This window comes from Breznakia sp. PF5-3, assembly GCF_029504745.1.
GTDB lineage: Bacteria > Bacillota_I > Bacilli_A > Erysipelotrichales > Erysipelotrichaceae > Breznakia.
The window spans coordinates 1-19,189 of the sequence record NZ_JAQFIQ010000043.1; the positions used below are offsets into that span (position 1 = coordinate 1).

Genomic DNA, 19,189 nt, shown 5'->3' on the forward strand with positions numbered 1-19,189 from the left:
ATTTAAAACAAAATAAAAGCTTGGCTGCAAAAGCATAACCAAGCTGTATATAAATTTTATTTATTTCATCTGTCTACTTGACAGGGGTAACATCAAAAGGTCGACTTTTTTGTTATGCTTTTTTATGTTGGGTAACAATTTTAATTGTTTGAATAATTACTAATAGGGCGAAAAAGCTAAACGCAGAAATTAATATATTTTTAGTAATAACTCCAGATGCTATTACAACAAAACCATCTAAGAATAATAGAATATTGGAAAGTTTTAACTTTTTAAAGAAATATTGAATCAGTAAAGCGATAACATCTGTACCACCAGTTGCACAATCATGATTCAAGGCAATTCCAATCGCACTTCCTACCAAGAGGCCTCCTACTATAGCGGAGATACTTAGTTGAAGTAATGGAATGTGTGCTAATCCTTCAGTTATATTAATAGATGGAATGAGTGACATACAAATAGGTGTAGCAATGGTAATATATAGTGTTTTTATACCAAAGCTTTTTCCTAATAAAACGGTAGCCATGATTAACAATGGGACGGATATTGCTAAAGTCATGTAAGAAATAGGAATGTTGGTGATAGTGGAAAAGATGATGGATAATCCAGTGATTCCTCCAGGTGCTAATCCAGTACTCTTGAAAATCATATTAACTGCGAGAGCGGTTAATATGGATGAGATAGTAATCCAAAAATAGTCTAGAATAATTCTTTTATACTTCATATTGTCTCCCCTTTTAAAAGAACTCTCTGCGGAGAGTTCTTTATTCCAAATTGTATTTTTTTGCGGCATCATCAATTGCCTTACGACATTTTTTGTATCCAGCAGTAATTCCATCAGGATCTTTAAAGATAGCACTAGATAATACAATCACATCAGGATTGCATGCAATCAGTGGATCCATGTTATCGCTACGTAATCCACCATCGATTGATAGTTCACATTCTGGATTCTTTTCATCAATTAGTTTACGTGCACGTTTTACTAAATCAATGGCACTTTTTCTCCAGCCCCAATTATCTTTACCATCGGTTTCGTCAACACCATGAGTTACGATGTGCAAACGATCAATGTCATAAATTGATTCTTCTACAAAACACAGTGGAGTATAACAGCCTACGGTTAAACCAAACTTTATCTTTCTCTCTCGACACCAATTTATAATGTAGGCTAGTTGTGCTCCAATGAAATGCTCAGCAGGTAAGATTAGCATATTTGCCCCTGCTTCATCAATTTGTTCAATGAACATTTTATCCATACTTACGGTATAGATATGGCATTCAATTGGTTTATCTGTTTCAGGACGAATCCCAGCAATTACTTGATGACCACCCATCAATTTCATATTCTGTAAATCGTGCATATCAGCTGCATCTGCATGAATATAATCCACACCAGCATCACTTACTTCTTTTACTAAATCTGCGATTCTACCATAGTTTACGTGTGCTAAACCAGCTGCAATTTTTATATGTTTCATATTTGTCCTCCGTCTTTAAGCACCTTCATTTTACGTTATTGCAAATGATTAATCAATAATCTAGGAGGATAGATAATAGCCACAATATTGAGGTAATTCTTAAACATTATCATAAGAAAATTACCACAAGATAATGGTAGGAAATACCTACTTCAAAAGATAGTATCAAAGTCATAAATTCTATATTATATAGATGAGTACGTAAAGGAGAAAAATTATGTTTAAACGATTTAAAAAAGAAAAGATATCACTTATGAGTGTTGGAGAAGGGAAAGTGATTGATATAAGTGATGTGAAAGATGAAGTGTTTTCACAGAAAATGTTGGGTGAAGGATTTGCTATTGAAGTTGAAGGGGATACATTTTATGCTCCTATCGATGCAACTGTATCTATGGTGTTTCCAAGTATGCATGCTGTGGGGCTTAAAGGAAGTGATGGATTTGAAGTTTTGATTCATATTGGTATTGATACTGTAAATGAGAATGGAGAAGGATTTACATCTTTTGTGGAGATGAATGATGAAGTAAAAAAAGGAGAAAAATTGGTTACAATTAATCGTGAAGCGCTTTTGAAAAAGGGCTATGATTTAACTACGGTTATTGTTTTCACAAATCCAGATGCTTATTCATCTTTTGAAGTAGAAGTAGGAAAGAAGGTCGTATTAAATGATGTGGTGGCATCTTATATCAAATAGAAGATTATATATTCAACAATCAAATATTTATGATGATAATCATTGAGATGTTATAATTTAAGAATACATAGAAGACTTAAATTAAGTAGGAGGACATCCGATGAGCACAGTTTTAATTACAGGAACAACAAGTGGCATAGGTTATGAATTGGCAAAGATATTTGCTCAACAGAAACAGCATTTGATTTTGGTTTCTAGAAATCAAGAAAAATTAGAAAAGCAAAAACAAGAGCTTGAAAAAAATTATGATATAAAAGTATCGATTTATGCTTTTGATTTGGCTCTTCCGTTGGCTGCAAAGCAGGTGTATGAAGTGGTTAAAGAGGATGTTGATATCTTAATTAATAATGCTGGCTTTTATGAATATGGTAAGTTTCATGAAGAGAACTTAGAAAAAGAAATGGAAATGATTCAATTACATAATATGTTTCTTACAGAGCTTACAGGGCTTTATGTGAAAGCAATGGTAAAGCGAAGGAGTGGGAAAATATTAAATATTGCTTCTGCGGCGGCTTTTGCAGCATTGCCATATGGGGCAGTGTATGGTGCTACCAAAGCATATGTTTTGTCGTATTCTAAAGCTTTGCATTTGGAGCTTAAACCATATGGGGTAACAGTTTGTTCGCTTTGTCCTGGAGCTACCCAAACAGAGTTTGCAAGAAAGTCAGATATTGAATCCACACCATTGTTTACAAGGTTTGTCATGAATGCAGAAGATGTTGCTAAAGTGGCATATAAGGGATTGATGAAAAATAAGAATATCATCATCCCAGGAGTTTATAATAAACTATTATATGTAGGTTCAAAACTAACTCCTGTATCACTTATCAATTGGGTATTATTAAAAATGATGAAAAAAAAGGAAAACTGAGGTTTCCTTCTTAATGTTATTGTGCATCTTTCATTTTTCTTAATAGGGGATCATTTTTGATTTTATAGTATTCTTTCACAATATCCTTTAAACGAACAATATCATAATCTTCAAGAATAGGACTGATTTTTAAAATCGGTACAGAGGTTTGCAAATGCAATTCAACTGTTGAGATGATTAAATCGATATGTTGTAAAGATTCTTCATATATGGATATAAAGGATGCTTGAGAAACAATTTCAATCTCTGGTATTTGACGCATAAGTTTTTGGGTTAATAAGGTACTTGTTCCCATTCCCCCATTACATACGAGGATGGTATGTAGCGGTTCTTTAAAGTGTTCTAAAGCCGCTGCTAGATGTAATGTGAGATAACCTATTTCATCTTCACTTACGCTAATATCATATGTGTTGTTGATGTAGTCTACACTTTTTTCAACTATCTTATACGTATTTTTATAAAGTTTTTTTATTTCTATAATCAATGGATTTTCAATTCCAATATTATGACGAAAGCGTGTAACTGCTGGATAGAGATGTGAATAAAGTGATTTATATAAATTTTTATCTTCATGAAATGGAAGTTGTAGTTGTTCACTCCAAGATGTGATTAAAGCATTATAGATTTCTTTTGCTTCTTTTTCATCATCTTTATTAATTTGTTTGCTATTTTGCATAGATACAAAATAAACTTGAAGATAACGAATTTCTGTTTCGTTGAAAGAGATATCATAATGCTTTGATAATGTATCGGTAATTTGATGCGTTTCTTCATAGAGTGGTTGATTTTCAAGTTCCTTTATAAAATGTTTAGATAATGTTACATATTGTTTTGATTGAACACGTAATAAAGAAATAAGAATATGTAGTAATACAAATATTAAAGAATCAAATGTAAGTGATGATAGATAGGGGTTCATGGAATTTCTTAAGAGGGTCACAAATTCTTTGATTTCATCATCATTGATATCAAGACCTTCAAATACCATAGATCCATCACACTCATAGGCATCGTTATTTACGATGTTTGCGAAACTGTGATATCCATTATCGTGTACCATAAGTTCAAGTAATAGATTTCTTTTGTTTCTTTCTTTTCCTTCAATATGTAAACCATTGTTATTTTTTCTAAATAATTTTATTTTTTCAGCATTAAGTAACTTACTAACTTCGTTTATATCTTTGTGGATGGTTGCACGACTGACATATAATTCATTAGCTAATTCATAAATACGATAGTTGTGTTCACTCGTTAGTAAACGCATAGCAATATATATTTTTCTTGCATCTGGAGAAAAATCAATGAGTTCTTTGTTTTTTTGTTTGAGGGTATCAGCAATTCTTAATTTATTGTCTTTAGGGCCTTCAATAGTAACCCCTACACCTGTTTTTTTGATAAGTTTTAAATCATTTTCTGCTAGCCATTCTTGTACTAGTTGTAAATCATTACGAATGGTTTTGTTTGATACTTCTAAATCTTTAGAAATAGTATCAATTGTAATATATTCATCTTTTTGGAGTAGAATATCAATGATTTTCATCACACGTTTGTTTATCAATTTGCTCACCTCTTATTAATCAAACTATAAAAGGTGTGGTATTTTTTGTCAAGAATGTTGACAGTGAGGATATAATATTTATAAATCGATTAGGAGGAATGTTTATGAGTAAGTTTGAAAAATATGTAATGAAGTATAAAGATGAATTTTTAAAAGATTTAGATAAACTTATCCGTATTCCTTCAATTCGGGATGAAACATCCAAACGAGAAGGAGCACCTTTTGGTGAAAAAATTCATGATAGTTTTTTGGTGTTTGCAGATATTGCTTCAAAATGTGGTCTTCAAACACATGATTTTGAAGGTTATGCAATACATGCTTTTACTTCAGAAGAAACACCCTATATAGGTGTTTTAGGACATTTGGATGTGGTAGGAGTTGATGATAAGTGGAATTATGATCCATTTGCTTTAACCCAAGTGAAACAGCTTCTATATGGGCGAGGGGTTAATGATGATAAAGGACCTCTTTTAGCAGCTTTGTATGCATTGCGTATTTTAAGAGAACAAGGTCTATTGAAGAAGCCGGTACGTATTATTGCTGGTGGTGCTGAAGAAACAACATGGGAGTGTATGGATTATTATTTTTCTAAAAACAAGCAACCACAATGGGCGTTTTCTCCTGATGGTAACTTTCCAATTGTGAATGGTGAAAAAGGTATCTTACAGTATGCTTTTAACTTTTCCCTTTCAAATCAAAAAGAGATTGAGATACAGTGTGTAAATGAATTGAATTATGTATGTGATGAAGTGAAAATAAAAATATATAAGGATTATAAGGATGTAATGAAGTATGCAAAACATGCATTCAAGATCAATGAGAAGGATGATGGTACGGAAATCATATATATTGGGAAAAAGGCGTTGTCACGAAACCCACATAAAGGTAAAAATGCTTTGTTTGCTTTTTTTAGTGATTTTGAAAAGTATCCTTTTCAAAATGATGAAACAAAAAGGTTAGTGAAATTATTTACGCAAGTATTAAATGAGGATATATATGGAAAAAAGCTTGGTATTTTTACTGAGGATGAAAACATGGGCGTGACAACAATTTGTCCAATGGTAATAGCATGGAATGCGATGGAACAGGTTGTATACTTAGATATACGTTTTGTAAGGGGTATAGAGAAGATGGATATCGAAAAGAAAATTCAAGCATTGGGTGAACAATTTGGCTTTTCATATGCATTGATAAAGGAAAAGCGTTTGTTGTATGTTGATGCGAATTCACCATTAATTTCATCGCTTCAGTATGCATATAAGGAAGTGATGAAAGAAGAAGCTTCATTAATAAGTAAAGGTGGTGCATCCTATGCAAGAGTACTTGATCATGGGGTTGTCTTTGGTGCAACCTTTAATGATTACGATACAAGAGTACATATGGCAAATGAATGTATGCCACTTGCAGATTTATTAAAAGCGATGGAAATCTTTTGTGTGGCAATTTACCGCTTGAGCAATGATTTGTAAGCGGTGCCAAAAATTGCCATATTAATGGGGAATACTTGTGATAGATTGGCTGATAGCTATGAAAAATGGGTTATGCTAAAATGAAATCGAGTTAATAAGGAGGAGCAAGAAATGAAAAAATTTCAGGCAAAATTGCAGACTTTTGCAGGAGCAATGATGGTCCCAATCATTTTGCTTGTACTAGTAGGTTTCTTTGTTGGTATAGGTAGTGCATTTACGAACTATATCTTAGAAGAAGGAACATTATTGTATAAGTTGTTCTCGATGATCACTAGCCTTGGTTTCATGTTTATGAACCATTTACAGCTATGGTTTGCAGTCGCAATTGCATTTACACTTGCTAAAAAAGAAAAAGGATGGGCAGCATTTGCTGGGCTTATCATGTTACTATGTTTCACAAAGGGAATTGAAACATGGGCATCGTTTGAAGGCTGGAATGCAGATACAACCTCTGTAGAGGCATTGATGCAATCTGGATACAGTGAAACATCAGCGATGAACTTTAATGCATTATGGACAAATACTTTTGGGATGTTTACATATGATATGGGGATTTTCTCTGGTCTTGTATCAGGGGTGATTGCTGGATTGTTACATAATAGATTTGTTGATAAAACATTACCAGCGATGTTTGCATTCTTTGCAGGTACAAAATTTGTTATTATTGTAGTATCTTTAGTATCGATTCCGTTGGCACTTGCATTTTATTATATCTGGCCATTTTTTGCAGGTGGATTACAATCAATAACTAGCTTCATTGGATCTAGTGGATTGTTTGGAACCTTTATCTTTGGTACATTAGATAAAATGTTATTACCATTTGGAATTCATCATTTAATTGCATTCCCAATCGAATATTCAAAAGTTGGGGGAACAATGGTAATTGATGGTGTAACCTATGAAGGGGTTAAAAATATTATTAATGGACAGGCTGCAAGTGCAACAGCTACAGGATACATTACACGTAACTTTACGAATGGACGGTTGCTATTCCAATTGGCAGGATTACCAGGAGCAGCTTTTGCAATGTATCGATGTGCACGAGTAGAAAATAGAAAAAAAGTAGCATCTCTATTAATTCCTGCAGTATTCACTTTAGCGATGGTAGGTATATCAGAACCGATTGAATATACATTCTTATTCGTCGCACCATTATTGTATTTCCTAGTATATGCGCCATTATGTGGACTTTGTTATGTATTGGCTGAAATCTTCCAGATTTCAATTAATGGAACAGCATTATTCTTTATGATTCCAAATCTATTCCAACCACAAAAAGTTCATGCAATGCATGCTCTATGGTTGTTGCCATTGACGTTTGCTGTATACTATTTTGCATTTAAATTTATGATTACAAAATTTGATTTAAAAACTCCAGGCCGTCAAGAAAGTGAAGAAGATATTAAATTAATGAGTAAAAAAGAGTATAATGCAATTAAAGATGGAGCAGATGAATCATTAGAAGCACGTATTATTGAAGCATTAGGTGGTGCTGATAATATTGATAGTGTTACTTGTTGTGCTACACGTTTGAGAGTTACAATGAAAAATGATGAACTCGTAGCAAGTGATAATATGTGGAAAGAACATCTAGAAGCATTGGGTGTTGTTAGAGGTTCAAATTCCATTCAGGTTATTTATGGGGTAAGAGTTCAAAATTTAACGACAAAAGTAAAAGATATCTTGAATATTGATTAGGTCTTAGGCAGGATGAATATCCTGCCTAATTTGAGGTGATGAGAATGAAGAAAAGAGAAATAAACAAACAGAAGCAAAAGTTAAAGAAAGAAAGTAATATCAAGTGGATAAAGCGTGCTAAAAATATGTGTGTTGCCCTTGTAGTATTATTTCTTGTATATGTATTTGGATTTTCAGTGGTGCTGAAAGAATCGTTTTCTAAAGTTATTACAGAGTATCCGATTATTATTGTAGGATTTATTGTAGCAGTTGCGAATTTGTTTGTTTGGGCTACTTTAAAAAGATTTATTAAGATGCTAGAAACATATGAGCATATTGAATTTGTTCAAGTTTCTTTGATCATTATTACAATCGCACAAGTATTGTTAGTTAATTTTATATCGGTAGTTTTGCTTATTGTTTCATTAGTAAAATGTTTTAATTGGCAAGTATTTGATAAAAAAGTAGCTTTTCAAAAAATAAAAGAAGAAAAGCTGTTGCTGCCATTACTTGGTATGTGTGTCATTCTCGCTATCTTAGTTACCCTTGCTTTTATGATATCGTTTGTGGCAATTTAAAGATTTAGAATAAAAAAAGTATGATTAGTTAAATCATACTTTTTTGTTACTTTTTATGGCTTAATTCAGCTTTGTTTTTCTTTATTAAAATAAGTGCCATCTTGATTGCCATATAACCTGCTCCTAATGAGACAATGCAACTACAAGCAACGATCATTTTGTTGTCTAACAATCCCTCTGTTGCATATAAATTTGCAATCATTAGAATAGCCAAAGCAAAATATAATAGACAGCGTAATAGGATTGCTCCTCTGCTTAATTCTATTTGCTTCTCTACAGAACTTTTTGCGTTTTCTGGTTTGAAGTTACGTAGCTGTGTCATAGAAGATAATGTTTTCTGATAACGATATTCTAAAAGCACTGCAGAAGCAACACCAATTGCTAATGAAATCCAAATATTTATTTTAAATAATAATTCACAAAAAATAACAACAATAACGGCAAACATATAACGGTATGTATATGTTTGAAATGTTCCCTCTGATTCTTTGGGGATAACGTATGCTATATTTTTACGCTTATTATAATAAATAGCTCGTTTATGTTTATCAAAATAAATGTTTTTCCCAGTTAAAACTACTTCTTTTTGTTTTGCCAATGAAATCACCTCTAAGCTCTATTATAATGGTATAATGCAAGAATATCTATAAAGAATTAGTAAATAATTTGTACAAATTAACAGATGTGATGTGTCATGATTGAATTTGAGCGATTTCAAGATATAATAAAAATGTAAAAAAGTAGCTTAGGAGGTAAGTATGTTATTTAATATGGAATTAGACGCGTGGAAGGAAAAATACGGATATTGGACAGCAAAAGAAATCAATCAACAACCTGAAACGTGGAAGAAAACGGTTCAAAAAATAAAAGAAAACAAAAGTGATATTCATGCATTTATTAATAAAGTGATTCTTCAAAAAGACTTTGATATTATTTTGACGGGTGCAGGAACAAGTGAGTTTGTAGGAAATACAGTATACTCATACTTGAATAGATTTACGGATTATAAATGTAAATCTTATGCAACAACAGATATTGTTGCATGTCCAGAAAATTATTTATCAAGAAAGAAGCCAACTTTATTGATTTCTTATGGAAGAAGTGGAAATTCTCCTGAGTCGGTGGCTGCAGTAGAAGCTGCGAATACGGTTTGTGAAGAAATTTATCATTTGTTTATTACTTGTAATAAGGATGGAGCATTAGCAAAATTTGCGGATGGTAAAGATAATTGTTATGCAATTAATATAACACAAGAAACACATGATCAAAGTTTTGCGATGACTTCAAGTTTTTCAAATATGTATTTAGCGACAGTATTGTCATTCCGTTTGGATGTTCTATCAGAAATGGAAGGATATGTAGATACAATTGTTACTGGTGTAAATGGGTTATTAAATACTGGATTTACAAAAATTGAAGCAATGATTAAAGATTTCGATTTTAGACGTTTGGTATATTTAGGAAGTAATACGAATAAGGGAGTAGCACAAGAATCAGCATTGAAGATGCTAGAGTTGACAGCGGGAAAAGTTTCAACGATGTTTGATACACCTTTAGGTTTCCGCCATGGACCTAAGTCAGTAATTGATAATACAACGCTTACAGTTGTATATTTAAGTGATAATCCATATACTCGTCAATATGAATGTGATATTATTAAAGAGATGAGTCCACAACGTAATGGAAATAAAATCTTAGCGGTGTCTACTTATCAGGATGACGAGATTGAAGGATTGGTTGATTATTTCTATTCATTTGATAATAATCAAAAATTGGATAATGTATTTATTGGATTGGAGTACATTGTTGTAGCACAGCTAATTGCTTTATATAAATCGTTGTCATTTGACATCACACCAGATAATCCTTGTCCAAGTGGAGAAGTAAATAGGGTTGTGAAAGGGGTAACGATTTACCCATATGAAAAGAAGTAGAAAGGTGGTAATAGGATGATTGGTATTGTAGTAACAGGACATGGTAACTTTGGTTCAGGTCTTACTAGCTCAGTTAATTTGATTGCTGGAAATCCTGCACATTATGAATATGTCGATTTTTTAGAAGATTACTCTACAGATGATTTGGATCGTGAATTAAGAAAAGCATTTGATCGTTTGAAAGAATGTGATGGTATTATCGTTATGTCAGATTTACCAGGAGGTTCACCATTTAAGACAGCTGTAATGGTTGCACAAGATTATGAAAATATTGAAGTAATCGGTGGAACAAACTTGCCTATGATTTGTGAGATTACAATGGCTAGAACGATGATTGATGACATGGATGCATTAGTTGATATGGCATTGAATACAGGAAAAGCGCAAATTGTAAAGTTTGAACTTAAAAAAGCTGATAAAGCAGAAGCAAGTGACGGAATCTAAAACATCTCATTAGAGATGTTTTTTTAATATGTGAAACTTTTACGAGTGTATAATCGTTTGTTATATAGAAGGACATGATATATTAGTAATCCTAAATAGATATTTGGCTCTATGCAATGAAAATTGCTATCTATGTTGGAACTTTGTTTTGAATTAAATCTCATTCCTATGAAGCAATAAATAGATATATTATATCCTTCTATCTATTTAAAGCCCTACTTGTTTACATGTAGGGCTTTTGGTTTATTCTTGTGTTTCTTTAGGCTCATCCGGATATGTTTCACTGATTTCTTTGATTGAGCTTAGACATGCATACATGAGATATATCATGGCTCCTATCCAAGCGGTTACTTCGGCAAAAAAGATACCCAAACTTCCCATAATCATAGGAAGCAGTAAAGCAGATCCAATTCGCATTACAAATTCAATGAAACCTGAAATCATAGGGGCAACAGTATTTCCTAATCCCTGTAAGGTACAACGATAGGTATATAACATATATAGTGATGATAATAATAGACTCATAATAAATAGATATTGATAAGCAATATCTAGAACTTTTGAAGAGTTTGCATCATTTGCTATAAATAATTGCAATAACGGTTTTCCAAATATAATCATGAAAACAGAAATCATCAAGGAAACAATTAAAGAAAGTTTTGTTGAACTAGTTAATCCTGCTTTGATTCGTTTTATTTTTTTAGCTCCCCAATTTTGGGCAGTAAAAGTAGTTGAAGCATATCCAAAAGAGACAGCGGAACTTTCAAGTAATCCATACAGTTTATTGGTAGCAGTAAATCCTGCTACGAACAGGAATCCATATTTGTTGATTACGGATTGTAAAACCATACCGCCAACAGCAATTACAATATGTTGCAATACCAATGGAGAACTAAGTTTTAGTAAATCTTTAATCACAAAAGATTCAATTTCGCGGTCTTCTTTATGTAATTTTATAAATTTTAATTTTTTGATAATTACAAAACAATAAAGAGAAGCGATAAATTGTGCAATTACAGTTGCAAAGGCAGCCCCTGCAATTCCCCAACCTAAGACCATAACAAACAATAAGTCTAATGCGATATTTGTAACAGCTGCAATAGCCATGGCAATAAGAGGTGTTTTACTATCGCCAAATGCTCGTAAGATGGAAGAAGTCATATTATAACAAACAACAACGATGCTTCCTGAAACCATAATATATAAGTATGTTAATGCACCATCTAAAAGATTGTCTGGGGTATTCAATAATTCTAATAAGGGGCGTCCAGCTACTAAACCAAGAACAGTAACAAAGAGTGTAACAACTCCACAAATAAGAATTGACATGGCAATTGATTTTTTTAATCGCTTGTTATTTTTAGAACCAAAATCTTGAGTGATTCGAATTGCACATCCTTGTGTGAATGCTTGAATAATCCATAATAGTAGCCAATATGTCCAATCGGTAGCCCCTAGTGAAGCTAAGGCGGTAACACCAACTCCCTGACCAACAATGATGGCATCAATGATCATATATAGTTGTTGACCAAGATTTCCAAGGATTAAAGGAATGGCAAACATAATAATTAGTTTTGTTGGATTTCCATGGGTCATATCTTTTACTCTACTCATACTGCCCCTCACTTTCATATACTCTCTATTGTATACAAAATGAAAAGAAAAAAATAGAATATAATATGAAAAATTAAAAAAGATATCCTTTATAGATATCTTCTCTTAGTTATAAATTGTTTTCGCATAATCTGTAGGTGTGATTCCAAATTGTTGTTTAAACTTTCTGGAAAAATAATGGATGGATGCAAAACCTAAAATATTTGAAATTTCAGAAATTGTATACTTTGATTCCTTAATCAATAATTTTGATTTTTTAAGTTTTAAATCACTTATATATTGTTTTGGTGCAGTGTTTAAATTATTTTTAAATAGTTGTTGTAAACTTGATCTACTAATAGAAAATTCCTGACATAATTTTTCAATAGTGATTGCTGTATAAATATTATCATTGATATATAATAATATTTCATTCAGCAATTCATTTTCAAATTTTTGCTGCATAGGTGTATTTGCTACTGGATTATCATCCATTAAGTCAGTGTGTAGTAATTTAATGATTGTTTCTTTCAAATAACAAATCATTAAATCTTTATTATAAACAGTTTCGTTGTTTGACATTCTAACAAAATTGTTAATGGCATTTAATGTTTCACGATTTGCATTAAATACACGATTTTGTAATTCTTCAGGATTGTTACATTCCATATCAAACATAACGGTTAAGTATGAGCAAGAATTATTTGCTGTTGTATGTTGGGTGTGGTATTGCCTTGGTCCATAAAGGATTAAATCATAATTTTTTAAAGTATAGAATTCACCATCGATGGAAGTTTCCAATTGACCATTGTCAATGAAGGTTAACTCCCAGTGATCATGTGATTCTCCTGCGAAGTTATAGTTTGCATTACGTACTTGATAATAACAGGCTAGAACTTCTTTGATTTCTACATTTGGTATAATCCGTTCATAAGCAAATGTTTCTGATAACGGATATTTTTGGTTGCTGATATTGCTACGTGATGATATTTCAATTTTAGAATTATTTGTAATACTAATAAAATTAAAATAGATACCAGCTTTAATTTTGATAACTCTGTGAATAACAAATTGCTCTATGGGAGCAGTTTCGATATCCGTAGTTACAACTAACATTACAATCCCATCATCTACACGGATGTAAGTGTCGTCGTTATTGCAATACATGAAATTTACTTTTTTGTTTGAAATCTTGTTAATTTTTCTTCCACCAGGTTTGCTTTTGTGTCGACTTCTTGATAGATCTTGAAAAATTTCCCCATATTTTTGGAAAATAAAACTTGTTGTTTTATTAAACATTGTATCACCTTATTTCTATGTATTAAGTTTACCATACATATGCTATTTTTTTAAGTAAATATGTGGTAAAAACGATATAAATTGATATAAAGAATGATTTTGAAGTATTTATATTAAAAATGGATATTATAATGGTGAAATGATAGATATATTAATAAAAAAACGAAATTCCGTTGTTTTAACAACAAAAAATGAGCAATATCACACAAAAAACACAAAAAGTACAAACCCTTTAACAAAAAGTGTAAATACATTTAGGCTTATTATATTAAAATAAAAGTGTAGTGGAGCCTGTCTTCTATTTTGCACTACAGAAGGGAGAGAGAATATGCCAAATATTGTATTAACAAGAATTGACAATCGTCTAATCCACGGACAAGTTGCTACACAGTGGGCTGGAGTTGTTGGAGCTAATTTACTTCTTGTTGCAAATGATGCGGTTGCTGGAGATGAATTTAGACAAGGTCTAATGGATATGGCAGCACCTGCATATGCACAAACAAGATACTTCACAATTCAAAAGACGATTGACATTATTGACAAAGCGAGCGATGCTCAAAAGATTGCTATTATTTGCGAGACTCCTCAAGATGTTTTAAAGCTCATTGAAGGAGGCGTTCCAATTAAAAAAGTTAATATTGGAAACATGCATATGGCAGATGGAAAGCGTCAAGTTGCTACCACAGTTGCGGTAGATGATAGCGATGTTGCTGCTTTCAAAAAGATGCAAGAATTAGGTGTGGAGCTTGAAATCAAGCGTGTACCTGATACTGCAGCTGAAGATATTAATAAATTATTTAAATAAAAGGAGGATTACATACAAATGGATGTTATTCAAGTAATATTATTGGCAGTTGTAACGTTTATCTTTGCAATTGACCAATTCTCATTAACTGAAACGTTATACCGTCCAATGGTTGCTTGTCCAATTATCGGTCTTTGTTTAGGAGACCTTAACACTGGATTAGTAGTTGGTGGTACTTATGAGTTGATGATGGTAGGTAATATGCCAGTTGGTGGGGCACAACCACCAAACGCTGTTCTTGGTGCAGTAGTTGCGATGGTATTCGCAGTAAAATCAGGAATGGGAGTTGAAGCAGCATTAGGTTCTTCAATTATCTTTGCTGTATTTGGACAATATGTAGTTACAACAGTATTTACAATTATGTCTGGTCTTATGTCTAAAGCTGACAAAGCAGCTGAAGAAGCTAACCCAGCTGGAATTACACAAGTTACAGTAGTTTCAATGGGATTATTAGGTGCATTGTTTGCAGTATTAGCAATTCTTGCTTATACAGGTGGAACACAAGCTGCTGAAATGTTGAATGAAGTACAAGAAAGCGCAAGCTGGATCATGGGTGGTTTAAGTGCTGCCGGTGGAATGATGCGTTTCGTAGGGTTTGCAATTTTGATGAAAATTATGCTTTCTAGCGATCTTTGGGGATTCTTCCTTGCAGGATTTGCAATGGCAAACATCATTTCAAACATTGAAGTTCTTGCAAACTCAACAATGATTCTAATGGCATTTATTGGATTTGCAATCGCATTGTTCGATTTCCAAGTGAATGTAAATATTAAAAACCGTGTAGGTAGTGGAACAGGAGGTACTAGTGATGGCATCTAATGTAAAAGAAGCTGCAAAATATACTGACTTAACTCCAGCTGCGCCGTTATCAAAAGCAGATTTAAATAAGATGACTTGGCGTTCACTGCAATTGCAATCAGCATTTAACTATGAAAGAATGCAAGCTGCAGGTTGGTTATGGGGAATTTTACCTGGATTAGAAAAAATCCATACAAATAAAGAAGACTTAGCGATTTCAATGTCACACAACATGGACTTCTTTAACACTCACCCTTACTTAGTAACATTTGTTATGGGTATCGTATTATCGTTAGAACAACAAAAAGCCGATATTGCAACTATTCGTTCAGTACGTGTTGCTGCAATGGGTCCTCTTGGAGGAATCGGGGATGCATTATTCTGGTATACATTTATGCCAATCGTTGCAGGGATTACTGCAACAATGGCAATTGACGGAAGCTTAGTAGGACCTATCCTATATTTCGTTATTGCGTTTGGTGTACAAATGGTTCTTCGTTTCTGGTTGATGAGCTGGTCTTATAAACTAGGAAGTAACGCTATTGGTATTTTAACTAAGAATGCAAAAGAATTCACACGTTCAGCATCTATCCTTGGTGTATTCATCATTGGTGCGATGGTAGTAACATTCGGTGGTACTACAACTAGAATCTGGATTCCTAATGGAGATAACCCAATTAACCTTCAAGGACAATTGGACACAATCTTCCCTAAAATGCTTCCATTTGCAATTACAATGCTTTGTTACTGGTTAATTAAGAAGAAAAACTTTACACCTGTTAAAGTTATCTTAGTATTATTGGTAATTGGTATTGTAGGAGCTATCTTTGGAGTTTGGGCTGGAGATTATACTCCACTTGTTGATTGGTATACAGTACCAGCTGCATAATAAATTAAAAGAAGTATTATTCTCTCAAACTTCTTTCATAGGACACATATTCGTATGTGTCCTTTTATGTTGTAATCGCTTGCAAGTAAAAAATCTTATTTAAGGTACATAAGAGCCCTTTATTATTGAGTATATGAAAAGTTAATTAATTCACAATTTCTTTATTTTTTTAAGTTTCGCGATTGACATTGGAAGTATATAATCATATAATTTATAGGTACGAAGGAGGACTTTTCACATGGCAGTAAAAGTTGCAATTAATGGATTTGGACGTATTGGACGTCTAGCATTTAGACAAATGTTTGGTGCAGAGGGATATGAAGTCGTAGCTATCAACGATTTAACAGACCCTAAAATGTTAGCACATTTATTAAAATATGATTCAGCACAAGGAAGATATGCTTTAGCAGATAAAGTAGTTGCTGGAGATTCATCAATCACAGTTGATGGAAAAGAAATTAAAATTTACAGTGAAGCAGATGCTTCTAAATTACCTTGGGGTGATATTGATGTAGACGTTGTATTAGAATGTACTGGATTCTATACATCAAAAGCAAAAGCACAAGCACACATTGATGCAGGTGCTAAAAAAGTTGTTATTTCAGCTCCAGCAGGAAATGATTTACCAACCGTAGTATTTGGAGTAAATGAAGGTGTATTAAAAGCTGATGACACAATTATCTCAGCAGCATCTTGTACTACAAACTGTTTAGCTCCAATGGCTAACACTTTAAATAACTTAGCAAAAATCAAAAGTGGTATCATGGCTACAATCCATGCTTACACTGGAGATCAAATGTTATTAGATGGACCTCACCGTAAAGGTGATTTAAGAAGAGCTCGTGCAGCTGCAATTAACATTGTTCCTAACTCAACAGGAGCAGCAAAAGCAATCGGATTGGTTATTCCTGAATTGAATGGAAAATTAATCGGGGCAGCACAACGTGTTCCAGTACCTACAGGATCTACAACAATTTTAACTACTGTAGTTGAAGGAAATGTAACAGCTGATGAAATCAATGCAGCTATGAAAAAAGCAGCAGATGGAACATCATTTGGATATACAGAAGAACAATTAGTATCTTCTGACATTATCGGAATTACACAAGGATCATTATTTGATGCTACACAAACAATGGTAATTCCATTAGATAATGGAACTACACAAGTTCAAACAGTATCTTGGTATGATAACGAAAACTCATACACTAGCCAAATGGTTAGAACAATCAAATACTTCGCTGAATTAGGATAATTTGATATTGAAAGGCTCGAAAGAGTCTTTTTTTGTTGGACTATTAATTGTTTTTATAATTATTAGCAATTGTTTTGCTTTTTTTAGTGGAAATGCGCTAATAATGATTTCCTTCACAAAATAAGTGATATAATTTTTTTATTAAGGGAGATTACAAAAATGGAAAAGATGGATAAACTGTTTAAGTATTTAAATTATTTAAATCCAAATGGTAGTTTTAAAAGGCTTGGAACAATATTTGACACAAGAAATAATACATATTTTTATGATTCTGGAACGGGCAAGGTTTTTTGTTGTGAAAATAATGAATTGCTAATTTTAAAGTTTATATTAAATCCATCTGAAAAGGTGAAAAACAAAATACTTAATATGAGTGAAATGGATATTAATAATGCTATAGATAATATTTTGAGTTTGATAAAAACTGAAAATATTTTACAAATGCCCATCTATAGCGAATTTAATCTTCCTTCTCACTCTTTTTTATATAATGAAGTAAATAATAATTTAGAACATATAGTATTAGAACTAACTGAAAGATGTAATCTTAGATGTAAATATTGTATTTATAATGAAGATTTTTCTACATTTAGAGATTTTTCTCAAAAAGAAATGTCGTGGGACATTGCGAAAAAATCAATTGATTATGGTATGGAGTGCAGTGGAGAAAATATAATGCTAGGCTTTTATGGGGGAGAGCCATTATTGAATTATGATTTAATGAAAAAATGTATAGATTATGCGTATGAAAATTATGGTGAAAAAAAGAATATATCTATTTTGTTTACCACAAATTGTACGTTAATAACTCAGCCAATTGCTGAGTACTTTGCATCGTTAAAATCTTGTAAAATAATGTGTAGCATAGATGGTGATGAAGATATTCATGATGAAAATAGAGTATTTCAAAATAATAAAGGAAGTTTTCCAGCTTCAATTAAAGGATTTAAGTATCTAATTGAACAATATGGGGAACGAGCAGCAGAAAATATTTCGATTCACAGTGTTTTAAGTCCACCATATACATTTAAAAAAATGGAAAAAATAAAAAATCTATTTGTACAATATGAATGGATTCCTAAGAACCTTGAATTAAATTGTAATTATGTTAATCTCTCTGGGATGGATCAGCGAACAGCCAAGGAAAAAGAAGAAAATGCTATGAAAGTATATCGGAGTTTATGGATGCATGAAAGAGATACTAAAAAGGCCTGGGCAATGAATAGTATGTGTGATTCTTCTGATTCTTATTATGCACGACAGATAGAAAAAAATGAAATTTTAAAAACACATTTTAGAGATTTAGTAGATACACCAATTCAAACTTTGCAATTGAATGGGTGTTGTATACCTGGACAAAAAAAGTTGTATGTGACAACAGATGGAAATTTCAAAGTTTGTGAAAAAATTGAGGATTCACCATTTATTGGTAATATACATGAAGGTATTGATTTGGAGAAAATAGAAGATTATTATTTGAATGAGTATGCTAATCTTTCGCTAGATAAATGTAATAATTGTTGGGCTGTGCATATGTGTTCAATATGTTATGCGAATATTTATAATGATGAAGGTATCAACATTGAAGAAAAAAATGTACTATGTCATGGTTCGAGAGCAAATGCATTAAATAGATTAATTGAGTATTATCAAATATTGGAAGAAAAACCAGAGATAATAGAAGAAATGATTGATGGCGTAGAATTTGATAATTAGATTACAACTGTGATAGTACAGTTGCAATATTAGGAAAGGAGCTAACTATAAGGAAGTCAAGCAATATTGACCAACTTTAAAAAGTTTTTAAAGATCTTTGAAAAGTGAATAAGTGTACACTGAAAATA

Annotated in this window: 18 protein-coding genes; 12 read left to right on the forward strand and 6 right to left on the reverse strand. The window is 32.3% G+C overall.

All coding sequences use genetic code 11. From position 1 onward, the window contains the following. Positions 1 to 112 precede the first annotated feature (112 nt). Positions 113 to 724 (reverse strand): YitT family protein, encoded by a 612-nt coding sequence (locus tag M2475_RS09470; RefSeq protein ID WP_277491157.1) that lies wholly within the window; start codon positions 722 to 724, stop codon positions 113 to 115. A 40-nt stretch (positions 725 to 764) separates the two neighbouring features. Continuing rightward, positions 765 to 1,481, reverse strand: coding sequence for a pentose-5-phosphate 3-epimerase (locus tag M2475_RS09475; protein ID WP_277491158.1), 717 nt, complete (start codon positions 1,479 to 1,481; stop codon positions 765 to 767). 217 nt (positions 1,482 to 1,698) lie between these two features. Between M2475_RS09475 and M2475_RS09480 the strand changes: the two genes are divergently transcribed. Beyond that, on the forward strand, positions 1,699 to 2,175 hold the full coding sequence (locus tag M2475_RS09480) for a PTS glucose transporter subunit IIA (protein WP_277491159.1): 477 nt from the start codon (positions 1,699 to 1,701) through the stop codon (positions 2,173 to 2,175). Positions 2,176 to 2,275: 100 nt separating this feature from the next. Next, a complete protein-coding gene (locus tag M2475_RS09485) occupies positions 2,276 to 3,046 on the forward strand; it encodes an SDR family oxidoreductase (protein ID WP_277491160.1) in 771 nt (256 codons plus the stop codon). Positions 3,047 to 3,062: 16 nt separating this feature from the next. On the opposite strand, the gene M2475_RS09490 is transcribed toward M2475_RS09485, so the two are convergent. Further along, positions 3,063 to 4,604, reverse strand: coding sequence for a transcription antiterminator (locus tag M2475_RS09490; protein WP_277491161.1), 1,542 nt, complete (start codon positions 4,602 to 4,604; stop codon positions 3,063 to 3,065). A 104-nt stretch (positions 4,605 to 4,708) separates the two neighbouring features. On the opposite strand from M2475_RS09490, the gene M2475_RS09495 reads away from it, so the two are divergent. The 3 genes from M2475_RS09495 to M2475_RS09505 all read left to right on the forward strand — a co-directional run bounded on the left by M2475_RS09495 (position 4,709) and on the right by M2475_RS09505 (position 8,328). Next, positions 4,709 to 6,073: a Sapep family Mn(2+)-dependent dipeptidase gene (locus tag M2475_RS09495; protein ID WP_277491162.1), complete on the forward strand. Its 1,365-nt coding sequence runs from the start codon at positions 4,709 to 4,711 to the stop codon at positions 6,071 to 6,073. Between the two features lie 111 nt (positions 6,074 to 6,184). Continuing rightward, a complete protein-coding gene (locus M2475_RS09500) occupies positions 6,185 to 7,771 on the forward strand; it encodes a PTS transporter subunit EIIC (RefSeq protein WP_277491163.1) in 1,587 nt (528 codons plus the stop codon). Between the two features lie 44 nt (positions 7,772 to 7,815). Next, positions 7,816 to 8,328 carry a hypothetical protein gene (locus tag M2475_RS09505; RefSeq protein ID WP_277491164.1) on the forward strand — a complete coding sequence of 171 codons (513 nt, stop codon included), beginning with the start codon at positions 7,816 to 7,818 and terminating at the stop codon, positions 8,326 to 8,328. 46 nt (positions 8,329 to 8,374) lie between these two features. On the opposite strand, the gene M2475_RS09510 is transcribed toward M2475_RS09505, so the two are convergent. Continuing rightward, positions 8,375 to 8,926, reverse strand: coding sequence for a hypothetical protein (locus M2475_RS09510; RefSeq protein WP_277491165.1), 552 nt, complete (start codon positions 8,924 to 8,926; stop codon positions 8,375 to 8,377). Between the two features lie 160 nt (positions 8,927 to 9,086). Here M2475_RS09510 and M2475_RS09515 point away from each other — a divergent pair, with 160 nt between their 5' ends. After that, positions 9,087 to 10,262, forward strand: coding sequence for an SIS domain-containing protein (locus tag M2475_RS09515; RefSeq protein ID WP_277491166.1), 1,176 nt, complete (start codon positions 9,087 to 9,089; stop codon positions 10,260 to 10,262). 15 nt (positions 10,263 to 10,277) lie between these two features. Next, the gene (gene agaF, locus M2475_RS09520) at positions 10,278 to 10,706 is read left to right on the forward strand and encodes a PTS galactosamine/N-acetylgalactosamine transporter subunit IIA (protein WP_277491167.1); all 429 of its coding nucleotides are present in this window, start codon (positions 10,278 to 10,280) and stop codon (positions 10,704 to 10,706) included. A 243-nt stretch (positions 10,707 to 10,949) separates the two neighbouring features. On the opposite strand, the gene M2475_RS09525 is transcribed toward agaF, so the two are convergent. Together M2475_RS09525 and M2475_RS09530 are read right to left on the reverse strand one after the other, a co-directional pair. Continuing rightward, positions 10,950 to 12,320: an MATE family efflux transporter gene (locus M2475_RS09525; RefSeq protein WP_277491168.1), complete on the reverse strand. Its 1,371-nt coding sequence runs from the start codon at positions 12,318 to 12,320 to the stop codon at positions 10,950 to 10,952. A 105-nt stretch (positions 12,321 to 12,425) separates the two neighbouring features. Continuing rightward, positions 12,426 to 13,598 (reverse strand): AraC family transcriptional regulator, encoded by a 1,173-nt coding sequence (locus tag M2475_RS09530; protein WP_277491169.1) that lies wholly within the window; start codon positions 13,596 to 13,598, stop codon positions 12,426 to 12,428. A 328-nt stretch (positions 13,599 to 13,926) separates the two neighbouring features. Here M2475_RS09530 and agaV point away from each other — a divergent pair, with 328 nt between their 5' ends. The 5 genes from agaV (at position 13,927) to M2475_RS09555 (ending at position 19,061) form a co-directional block, all read left to right on the forward strand. Continuing rightward, positions 13,927 to 14,403 carry a PTS N-acetylgalactosamine transporter subunit IIB gene (gene agaV / locus M2475_RS09535; protein WP_277491170.1) on the forward strand — a complete coding sequence of 159 codons (477 nt, stop codon included), beginning with the start codon at positions 13,927 to 13,929 and terminating at the stop codon, positions 14,401 to 14,403. A 12-nt stretch (positions 14,404 to 14,415) separates the two neighbouring features. Next, complete coding sequence (locus M2475_RS09540) at positions 14,416 to 15,222, forward strand: PTS sugar transporter subunit IIC (RefSeq protein ID WP_277491174.1); 807 nt, start codon at positions 14,416 to 14,418, stop codon at positions 15,220 to 15,222. After that, complete coding sequence (locus tag M2475_RS09545) at positions 15,212 to 16,090, forward strand: PTS system mannose/fructose/sorbose family transporter subunit IID (protein WP_277491171.1); 879 nt, start codon at positions 15,212 to 15,214, stop codon at positions 16,088 to 16,090. The genes M2475_RS09540 and M2475_RS09545 overlap by 11 nt, the downstream gene beginning before the upstream one ends. A 238-nt stretch (positions 16,091 to 16,328) precedes the next feature. Next, on the forward strand, positions 16,329 to 17,345 hold the full coding sequence (gene gap / locus M2475_RS09550) for a type I glyceraldehyde-3-phosphate dehydrogenase (protein WP_277491172.1): 1,017 nt from the start codon (positions 16,329 to 16,331) through the stop codon (positions 17,343 to 17,345). A 159-nt stretch (positions 17,346 to 17,504) separates the two neighbouring features. Next, positions 17,505 to 19,061 carry a radical SAM protein gene (locus M2475_RS09555; protein WP_277491173.1) on the forward strand — a complete coding sequence of 519 codons (1,557 nt, stop codon included), beginning with the start codon at positions 17,505 to 17,507 and terminating at the stop codon, positions 19,059 to 19,061. The last annotated feature ends 128 nt before the right edge of the window (positions 19,062 to 19,189 follow it).

Coding starts and splice junctions, on each gene's coding strand:
- M2475_RS09470 (WP_277491157.1), bottom strand. CDS start 724: ATGAAGTATAAAAGAATTATTCTAGACTATTTTTGGATTACTATCTCA.
- M2475_RS09475 (WP_277491158.1), bottom strand. CDS start 1,481: ATGAAACATATAAAAATTGCAGCTGGTTTAGCACACGTAAACTATGGT.
- M2475_RS09480 (WP_277491159.1), top strand. CDS start 1,699: ATGTTTAAACGATTTAAAAAAGAAAAGATATCACTTATGAGTGTTGGA.
- M2475_RS09485 (WP_277491160.1), top strand. CDS start 2,276: ATGAGCACAGTTTTAATTACAGGAACAACAAGTGGCATAGGTTATGAA.
- M2475_RS09495 (WP_277491162.1), top strand. CDS start 4,709: ATGAGTAAGTTTGAAAAATATGTAATGAAGTATAAAGATGAATTTTTA.
- M2475_RS09500 (WP_277491163.1), top strand. CDS start 6,185: ATGAAAAAATTTCAGGCAAAATTGCAGACTTTTGCAGGAGCAATGATG.
- M2475_RS09505 (WP_277491164.1), top strand. CDS start 7,816: ATGAAGAAAAGAGAAATAAACAAACAGAAGCAAAAGTTAAAGAAAGAA.
- M2475_RS09515 (WP_277491166.1), top strand. CDS start 9,087: ATGTTATTTAATATGGAATTAGACGCGTGGAAGGAAAAATACGGATAT.
- agaF (WP_277491167.1), top strand. CDS start 10,278: ATGATTGGTATTGTAGTAACAGGACATGGTAACTTTGGTTCAGGTCTT.
- M2475_RS09525 (WP_277491168.1), bottom strand. CDS start 12,320: ATGAGTAGAGTAAAAGATATGACCCATGGAAATCCAACAAAACTAATT.
- M2475_RS09530 (WP_277491169.1), bottom strand. CDS start 13,598: ATGTTTAATAAAACAACAAGTTTTATTTTCCAAAAATATGGGGAAATT.
- agaV (WP_277491170.1), top strand. CDS start 13,927: ATGCCAAATATTGTATTAACAAGAATTGACAATCGTCTAATCCACGGA.
- M2475_RS09545 (WP_277491171.1), top strand. CDS start 15,212: ATGGCATCTAATGTAAAAGAAGCTGCAAAATATACTGACTTAACTCCA.
- gap (WP_277491172.1), top strand. CDS start 16,329: ATGGCAGTAAAAGTTGCAATTAATGGATTTGGACGTATTGGACGTCTA.
- M2475_RS09555 (WP_277491173.1), top strand. CDS start 17,505: ATGGAAAAGATGGATAAACTGTTTAAGTATTTAAATTATTTAAATCCA.